The organism is Streptomyces sp. NPDC005485 (assembly GCF_040606085.1).
Taxonomy (GTDB): Bacteria; Actinomycetota; Actinomycetes; order Streptomycetales; family Streptomycetaceae; genus Streptomyces.
Genome location: NZ_JBEXDZ010000261.1, coordinates 1 through 8,165, shown reverse-complemented (window position 1 = coordinate 8,165; position 8,165 = coordinate 1). Strand labels below are relative to the sequence as shown.

Here is an 8,165-nt window from a genome sequence, read left to right as displayed (position 1 = left end):
ACCCCCACCACCCCCGACCCCCTCCGCCTCACCCCTGTGGTTGGATTCGACGCTCGCTGGGGCGGCCTCGGCGGGGGCCCGGCCCGCGACGGGCCCCCCCCCCCCCCCCGGGCCCGTCCCCGTTCCCCCCATCCCCCGCGACCCCCGTGCGCGGTGGCTGTCCGGTGGTCCGTCAGTCGGTGGCGATCGCGTTCAGTACGTTCATCCGGCCCGCCCGGAAGGCCGGGACCAGGGCGGCGAACAGGCCCACGAAGGCCGAGCCGATGAAGACCCCGATGATCGTCGGCCAGGGGATCTCCAGGATGCCCAGGCCTTCCAGCGCCAGGAGCTTCTGGGCGGTCGCCCCCCAGCCCATTCCGAGGCCGAGGCCGAGCAGTGCGCCGAAGAGCGCGATGACGACCGACTCCAGGCGGATCATGCGGCGAAGCTGGCGGCGCGACATCCCGATGGCCCGCATCAGGCCGATCTCGCGCGTCCGCTCCACCACCGACAGGGCGAGGGTGTTCACGACACCGAGGACCGCCACGATGATCGCCAGGGCGAGGAGGCCGTAGACCATGTTCAGCAACTGGCCGACCTGGTCCTTCAGTTCCTGCTTGTAGTCGGTCTGGTCGCGGACGTCGTATTGCGGGTACTGCTCCATGGCCTTCTTCAGGGCCGCGTACGCCTGCTTCTCCTGGCCCTTCTTGGCCTCGGCGAACATGATCACGTTCGGCGGGATCCGGTCCTTGGGGAGGTACTTCGCCATGGTCGTGAGGCTGATGTAGCGCGCGCCCTGGTCGAAGACCGAGTCGTCGTCGGTGACCGCGGCGACCTTGAGCTTCGCCGTGCGGCCGCCCTTGAAGGCGACGGTCATGGTGTCGCCGACGTGCACGCCGTGCTTCTTGGCGTAGTCCGAGCCGACCGACATCGCGTCGCTGCCGTAGGCCGCGGTCAGCTTGCCCTCGGTCGTCTCACGGCGCAGGTCGCTTGCGTACGTCGGGTCGGCGGCCGTGACCTCGCTGTCCTCCGTCGTTCCGTCCGGGGAGGTCAGCTTGGCCTGGATCTCCTTGTAGCGGGTGACGTGCGCCAGGCCGGGCGAGGCCTGCATGGCCTTCTCGGCCTGCGGCACGATCCGCTGGTTGCCCTCGACGATGAAGTCCGCGCCGACCGACTTGTCGAGCTGGTCGGTCGCCGAGGCGACCATCGAGGCGCCGACCACGGAGAGGCAGGCGACCAGCGCGAGGCCGATCATCAGGGCCGCGCCGGTGGCGCCGGTGCGGCGCGGGTTGCGCAGGGCGTTGCGCTCGGCCATCCGGCCCACGGGGCCGAACATCCGCAGCAGGACCGCGCTGATGACGCGGACCACACCGCCCGCGAGCAGCGGGCCGATGATCACGAACCCGATCAGGGTCAGCACGACACCCGCGCCGAGGACCAGGGAGCCGTCGCTCGCCTTCTTGGCGGTGGCCGCCATGTAGAGGGCGGCGGTACCGGCGCCGGTGAGGAGCAGGCCGATCAGACCGCGGACGAGGCCGGCCTTGCCGTCGGCAGGCGTACCGGCGTCGCGCAGTGCCGCCATCGGGGAGACCTTGCCGGCGCGGCGGGCGGGGAGGTAGGCGGCGAGGACGGTGACGACGATGCCGAGCAGCAGGCCGACCACCGGGGTGGCCGTCTTGACCGTCAGGTCGTCGGTGGAGAGGTTCATGCCCATCGAGGACATGAGCTTCATCAGGCCGACCGCGATGCCGACACCCGCGCCGACTCCGAGGATCGAGCCGATGACGCCGAGCAGGGTCGCCTCGACCAGTACGGACCGGTTGATCTGCTTGCGGGAGGAGCCGATCGCCCGCATCAGGCCGATCTCGCGGGTGCGCTGGGCGACGAGCATCGAGAAGGTGTTGATGATCAGGAAGATGCCGACCAGGAACGCGATGCCGGCGAAGCCGAGCATGGCGTACTTGATGACGTTCATGAACTGGCCGACGCCCTTGCGGTTCTCGTCGGCGTTCTCCTTCTGCGTCTGCACCTTGAGCGCACCGGCGTCGGAGAGGGAGGAGATGACGTTCTGCTTGAGCCGCGTGTCGCTCACGCCCCGTGCGGCCGTGATGTTGATGTGCGTGAACCGGCCGGTGGCGCCGAGGAGTTCGCGCTGCGAGGTGGCGGTGTCGAAGTAGACGACGGCGGCACCGGGGTTGGTCACCTTGAAGGAGGCGATGCCGACGATCTTCGCCTTGAAGTCACCGGTGACGGCGATGGTGCGCAGCTCGTCACCCATCTTGAGGTGGTGCTTGTCGGCGGTGTCGGAGTCGACCATCACCTCGGTGGGACCGCGCGGGGCATGGCCCTGGGTGATCTCCATCGAACGCAGGTCGTTCTTCGTCCAGTTGCCCGCGATGGTCGGGGCGCCGTTGCTGGACCCCATGTTCTTGTTGTCGCTGTTGACGACGGTCACGTTCATCGAACTGACGGCGCCCTCGGCGGACTTGACGCCCTGCACCTTCTTCGCCTGCGTGAGGACGGAGGCGGGCAGCGACTCGGGCTTGCCGTTCTGCGGGGTGTCGTCGCTCTTGGCCGTCTTCGGCAGGACCGTGACGTCGGAGGAGGTCACGGCGAACAGCTTGTCGAACGTCGTGTTCATCGTGTCGGTGAACACGAGGGTGCCGCAGACGAACGCCACCGACAGCAGGACCGCGACGGCGGAGAGTGCCATGCGCCCCTTGTGCGCGAAGAAGTTGCGCATCGAGGTCTTCAGGACGGTGTTGGCACTCATGACGTACGTCCCCGGGCGTCGAAGTCCTTCATGCGGTCCAGGACGGCGTCGGCGGTGGGCCGGTACATCTCGTCGACGATGCGGCCGTCGGCGAGGTAGAGGACGCGGTCCGCGTACGAGGCGGCCACCGGGTCGTGCGTGACCATCACGATGGTCTGGCCGAGCTCGTCGACGGAGCGGCGCAGGAAGCCGAGGACCTCGGCGCCGGCGCGCGAGTCGAGGTTTCCGGTCGGCTCGTCACCGAAGATGATCTCGGGCCGTGCGGCGAGCGCCCGCGCCACGGCGACGCGCTGCTGCTGACCGCCGGAGAGCTGCGTCGGCCGGTGCTTGAGCCGGTCCTTGAGGCCGACCGTCTCGACGACCTGCTGCAGCCAGCCCTGGTCGGGCTTGCGGCCCGCGATGTCCATGGGGAGCGTGATGTTCTCCAGGGCGTTGAGCGTGGGCAGCAGGTTGAACGCCTGGAAGATGAAGCCGATCCGGTCCCGGCGCAGCTGGGTGAGCTTCTTGTCCTTGAGGCCGGTGATCTCGGTCTCGTCGAGGTAGATCTGTCCGCTGGTCACGGTGTCGAGTCCGGCGAGGCAGTGCATCAGCGTGGACTTGCCGGACCCCGAGGGGCCCATGATCGCGGTGAACTGACCGCGGGCGATGTCCACGTCGATGTGGTCGAGGGCGACGACGCGGGTCTCACCGGACCCGTACGCCTTCACGACCTGCCGCGCCCGTGCGGCAACGGCCGTACGCCCTCCAGTGCCCCCGTGCCTGGTGATGGTCACAGCCGATGTCACGGTACGTCTCCTATGTCGGTCAACAGATGGTTCACGTGCGCTGGTTACGTCATTGAGTCTGGTCGTCGCGGGGGTCCTGCGCGCTGGTGCTCAGCGCAGTCTTTTGCTGGGGAAAACCCCACCCCCGTGGGTCGGGTGCGCCGCCCCCCAGCGGCATAAAGCCAGGTTAAGGACGGGCCCCGCCCCTTCTCGTCCTCCGACGGGACGAACCCTCCCCGAGCCGTAGTACGGAGATACCCCTAGGGGCCCTCCACCGCCGGGTGGAGCCGTTCTCGGGGTTCGGTCCACCCTCCGGTCCACAAAGGCTCCACCCTCCCGCCGCGTGAGGGGCAAGTGAGAAGGTGGTCGACGGAGATGGATGCAGGGGGAAGGAATCCGGTGGCTCAGGGGGACACGGACATACCGGCCGCGCGGACCGGCGCACCGGCGGACGACCGGGCCGAGGCCCGCCGCCGCCGCGCGGTGGTCGCCGCGCTCATGCTCGCGATGGCGCTGGCCGCGCTCGACTCCACCATCGTGTCGACCGCCGTACCGCAGATCGTCGGCGACCTCGGCGGCTTCTCCGTCTTCTCCTGGCTGTTCTCCGGCTATCTCCTCGCCGTGACGGTCACGCTCCCGGTGTACGGCAAGCTCTCCGACACCTTCGGCCGCAAACCGGTGCTGGTGGCGGGCGCGGGCCTCTTCCTCGTCGGCTCGCTGCTGTGCGCGACGGCCTGGAACATGGCCGCGCTCATCGCCTTCCGGGTCGTCCAGGGCCTGGGCGGCGGCGCCCTCCAGGGCACGGTGCAGACGCTCGCCGCGGACCTCTACCCGCTGAAGGAGCGCCCGAAGATCCAGGCCAAGCTGTCCACCGTGTGGGCGACGTCGGCGGTCGCGGGTCCCGCGCTGGGCGGAGTCCTCGCGACGTACGCCGACTGGCGCTGGATCTTCCTCGTCAACCTGCCCGTCGGCGCACTCGCCCTGTGGCTGATCGTCCGCCATCTGCACGAGCCCCGGCGCTCGGCCGTCCGCAGGCCGCGCATCGACTGGGCGGGCGCCCTGGCCGTCTTCGCCTGCGGCGGCGTCCTGCTGACCGCGCTGGTGCAGGGCGGGGTGGCATGGGCCTGGCTGTCCGCCCCCTCGCTCGCCCTGTTCGGTACGGGACTGGTGCTGGTCGGGGTGGTCGTGGCCGTCGAGCGGCGGGCCGCGGAGCCGATCATCCCGGGCTGGGTGTGGCGGCGGCGCACGATCGCCGCGGTCAATCTCGCCCTGGGCGCACTGGGGCTGCTGATGGTCGCGCCGACGGTCTTCCTGCCGACGTACGCGCAGGCGGTGCTCGGGCTCGCGCCGATCGCCGCCGGATTCGTGCTCTCCGTATGGACGTTGAGCTGGCCGGTGGCCGCCGCGCTCAGCCAGCACGTGTACCGGCGCATCGGCTTCCGCAACACCGCGATGCTCGGCATCGGCACGGCCACGCTGCTGCTGCTCGCCTTCCCCTTCCTGCCCTACCCGGGCGAGCCGTGGCAGCCCGCCCTGCTGATGCTGCTGCTCGGCGGCGCCCTCGGCCTCTTCCAACTCCCGCTCATCATCGGCGTGCAGTCGACCGTCGGCTGGGACGAGCGCGGCACGACCACCGCGTCCGTCCTCTTCTGCCGTCAGACCGGGCAGACGATGGGCGCGGCCCTCTTCGGCGCCGTCGCCAACGGGGTGCTCGCCACCCGGCTCGGCGGCGCGGGCGATCTCGACTCGGTCACCCGCGCCCTGGACGCGCCGGGCGCCGCCACCGACTCGCTGCGCCACGCGGTCGCCGACGCCGTGCACGCCGTCTACCTCGGCGCGGCCTGCGCGGCCGGACTCGCCTTCCTCGTCCTGCTGCTGGTGGCCCCGCGCCGCTTCCCGGTGCTGCCGCACCCGGAGGACTGAGGACGGACCGAACGGCTGCGATACGGATCTCCGAGCGGGTGCTGTACGGATCCCGGCTCCCTGTCGCTCACGTTTCCGTCACGAACGGCGGCCGGCCCTGGCTGTAAACGCCGGTAACACCGCAGGTCAGGGCAGTCTGCCGAAGTAAGCGCATACCGACCACTCAGTTTGCTGAAACCTTCCCATCGCCTGCTACCTACGAGTAGCGTGCGTCGCTCACCCCCCAGCTCCCTGCGGTCCGCACCGGACCCGAGCCCTCGCAAGGAGAAACGGGATGGCAGACGCGTTCTCGTCCCCCGACCACCGCTCGCCCTACAACCCCGCCCCCTCCCCACCCCCGTACACCACCTATCCCTGGCAGCCGCCGCCGACGGAGCCGACGAGGCAACGCCACCCCCGCCGGCCGGCCCTCGGCCACCACAGTGACCTGCGCCTGCTGCGCACCGCCTACCGCCGGCAGCGGCGCGTGGCCACGTTCACCGCGCTCGGCTACTTCACGCTCTTCCTGATCCTGTCCGCGTTCGCACCGTCCTTCATGACGGGCACCGTCTCCGGCGGGCTGTCCATGGGGCTGCTGCTCGGACTGATCCAGGTCCCGGTCACCTGCCTGGCGATCGGGCTGTACGAGTACACGGCCCGGCACGGCGTCGACCCGATCGCCGACCGCATCCGCAAGCAGGCCGAGCTGGACGCCAAGCGGGAGGCCGCACGATGACCGCACCCGCCGCTGTCACGGCACACGTCGCACAGGTCGCACCCGCCGCACCCACCGGACACCTGGCCGAACACCTGAGTGCCGGCCTGCCCGGCGGGCTGACCGGGTTCAGCAGTTCGGGGCAGGCGATGTCGCTTGTCGCCTTCACCACGGTCGCCACCATCACGCTGCTGCTGTGCGTGATGACCGGCCCCGACCGCGACGACCTCGACGAGTTCTACACGGGCTACGGCTCGCTCTCACCCCTGCGCAACGGCCTTGCCATCGCCGGGGACTACATCTCCGCGGCGACCGTGCTCGGCACGGGCGGGGTCATCGCGCTCGCGGGCTACGACGGTGTCGTCCTCGCCCTGAGCACGGCCCTGTCCCTGATGCTGCTGATGTTCCTGCTGGCCGAACCCCTGCGCAACGCGGGCCGGTTCACCATGGGCGACGCGCTCGCACGCCGCATGCCGGGCCGCGCCGTGCGCATCACGGCGTGCGCCACGACCATCGCCGCGCTGCTGCCGCTCATGCTCGTCCAACTCGCCGGCACGGGCGATCTGTTGGCATTCATCCTCGGCTTCTCCAGCGACGCCCTGAAGACCGGGTGCATCGTCGGGATCGGCGCACTGATGATCAGCTACGCGGCGATCGGCGGCATGAAGGGCACCGCCCTCATCCAGATCATGAAGATCGTGATGCTGCTCGGCTCCGGCACGCTGGTGGCCGCCCTGATCCTCAGCCGCTTCGGCTGGGACCCGGGCGCGCTGTTCGCCGCCGCCTCCGACAACAGCGGAGTGGGTCCGGCGTTCCTGCACTCGGGGCTGGAGTTCACAGGCGGCTCCTACCCCCGGCTGGACATGGTCAGTTCGGAGCTGACGATCGTGGTCGGCGGCGCCTGTCTGCCGCACATCACCATGCGCATGTACACCGCGGGAAGCGCCCGCCAGGTCCGCCGTTCACTGTCCTGGGCCGTCCCGTGTGTGGCCCTGTTCGTCCTGGTCATCACGGTCGTCGGCTTCGGCGCGACCGCACTGATCGGGCGCGCGGCGATCGCGGGCGCCGACCCGCAGGGCAACACGGCGTATCTGCTGGGCTCGCGGGCCGCGTTCGGGCCGGACGTGTCGACGGCGGAGGCGTTCCTCTTCACCACCGTCACCGCGGCGATCTTCCTCACGCTGCTCGCCTCGGTCGCCGGAATGATCCTGGCCTGCGCCAACTCCCTTGCCCACGACGTCTTCGCGAGCGGAACGCGGCCGACCTCACCGCGCCGCGAGATGACCCTCGCCCGTCTGTCGGCCCTCGCGGTCGGCGTCACCGCGATCCTGCTGGCCACCCTCGTCCAGCACACCAACCTGCAGGCCCTGGTCACGCTCTCGTTCTGCCTGGGCGCGTCCGCCATAGCACCGGCCCTGGTCTACGGCCTCTTCTGGCGCCGCTACACCCGAACGGGCCTGCTGGCCACCCTGATCGGCGGCACGGTCAGCGTCCTCGTCCTGATGACCGGCACCAACCTGGTCTCGGGCTCACCGTTCTCCGCCTTCCCCGACGCCGACTTCAACTGGTACCCCTTCACCACCACCGGCCTTGTCTCCGTCCCGCTCGGCTTCGCGTTCGGCTGGCTGGGCACGATCGCCTCCGGCCGCCGCAAGGCGGAGGAGCAACGGCACCAGTACGAGGCGGTGGAGGGCTGGATCCTGGCAGGAGCCGTACGAAGGAGCGAGTGACCCCGGGCGCCGCGGCGGTGCTCCGGTCTACTCGGCCGGGGCCCGCCCGGTCAGGGTCGTGAGGCTGGTCCGTACGTGATCCATGTGGGCGCTCACGTCGTCCCAAGTCTCGCCGTGCTCGCGCAGCACCCGCTCGGTCTCCCGGTGGATCCGCTCCTCGCACACCCGGGCCTCGGCCAGCAGTTCGGCGGCACGGGCCTCGGCGTCCTCCTGGCGGTGCCGGGCCGACTCCTCGGCCTCGGCGAGGGCACGCCGGGCCTCGTCTAGGCCGGCCTCGGCGCGCGCCACGAGCTCCACATGGC

At 70.4% G+C, this 8,165-nt stretch carries 5 protein-coding genes and 1 pseudogene; 3 read left to right on the top strand and 3 right to left on the bottom strand.

Going from position 1 to position 8,165, the window contains the following annotated elements:
- Positions 1-172: 172 nt before the first annotated feature.
- Positions 173-2,752, bottom strand: coding sequence for an FtsX-like permease family protein (locus ABZS97_RS42625; RefSeq protein WP_356148858.1), 2,580 nt, complete (start codon positions 2,750-2,752; stop codon positions 173-175).
- A complete protein-coding gene (locus tag ABZS97_RS42620) occupies positions 2,749-3,537 on the bottom strand; it encodes an ABC transporter ATP-binding protein (protein ID WP_356148855.1) in 789 nt (262 codons plus the stop codon). Before ABZS97_RS42620 ends, ABZS97_RS42625 begins: the two co-directional genes overlap by 4 nt.
- Before the next feature lie 399 nt (positions 3,538-3,936).
- Between ABZS97_RS42620 and ABZS97_RS42615 the strand changes: the two genes are divergently transcribed.
- The 3 genes from ABZS97_RS42615 to ABZS97_RS42605 all read left to right on the top strand — a co-directional run bounded on the left by ABZS97_RS42615 (position 3,937) and on the right by ABZS97_RS42605 (position 7,863).
- Positions 3,937-5,439 (top strand): MFS transporter, encoded by a 1,503-nt coding sequence (locus ABZS97_RS42615; RefSeq protein WP_356148865.1) that lies wholly within the window; start codon positions 3,937-3,939, stop codon positions 5,437-5,439.
- Between the two features lie 274 nt (positions 5,440-5,713).
- Positions 5,714-6,154, top strand: coding sequence for a DUF485 domain-containing protein (locus ABZS97_RS42610; RefSeq protein WP_356148852.1), 441 nt, complete (start codon positions 5,714-5,716; stop codon positions 6,152-6,154).
- 128 nt (positions 6,155-6,282) lie between these two features.
- Positions 6,283-7,863 (top strand): cation acetate symporter, encoded by a 1,581-nt coding sequence (locus tag ABZS97_RS42605; protein ID WP_356148861.1) that lies wholly within the window; start codon positions 6,283-6,285, stop codon positions 7,861-7,863.
- Positions 7,864-7,890: 27 nt separating this feature from the next.
- Here ABZS97_RS42605 and ABZS97_RS42600 read toward each other — a convergent pair.
- A pseudogene (locus ABZS97_RS42600) lies at positions 7,891-8,165 on the bottom strand (cellulose-binding protein); the annotation flags it as partial.

Excerpts from the sequence above, each read along its gene's own strand:
- ABZS97_RS42625 (WP_356148858.1), bottom strand. The coding sequence starts at position 2,752 with ATGAGTGCCAACACCGTCCTGAAGACCTCGATGCGCAACTTCTTCGCG.
- ABZS97_RS42610 (WP_356148852.1), top strand. The coding sequence starts at position 5,714 with ATGGCAGACGCGTTCTCGTCCCCCGACCACCGCTCGCCCTACAACCCC.
- ABZS97_RS42605 (WP_356148861.1), top strand. The coding sequence starts at position 6,283 with ATGTCGCTTGTCGCCTTCACCACGGTCGCCACCATCACGCTGCTGCTG.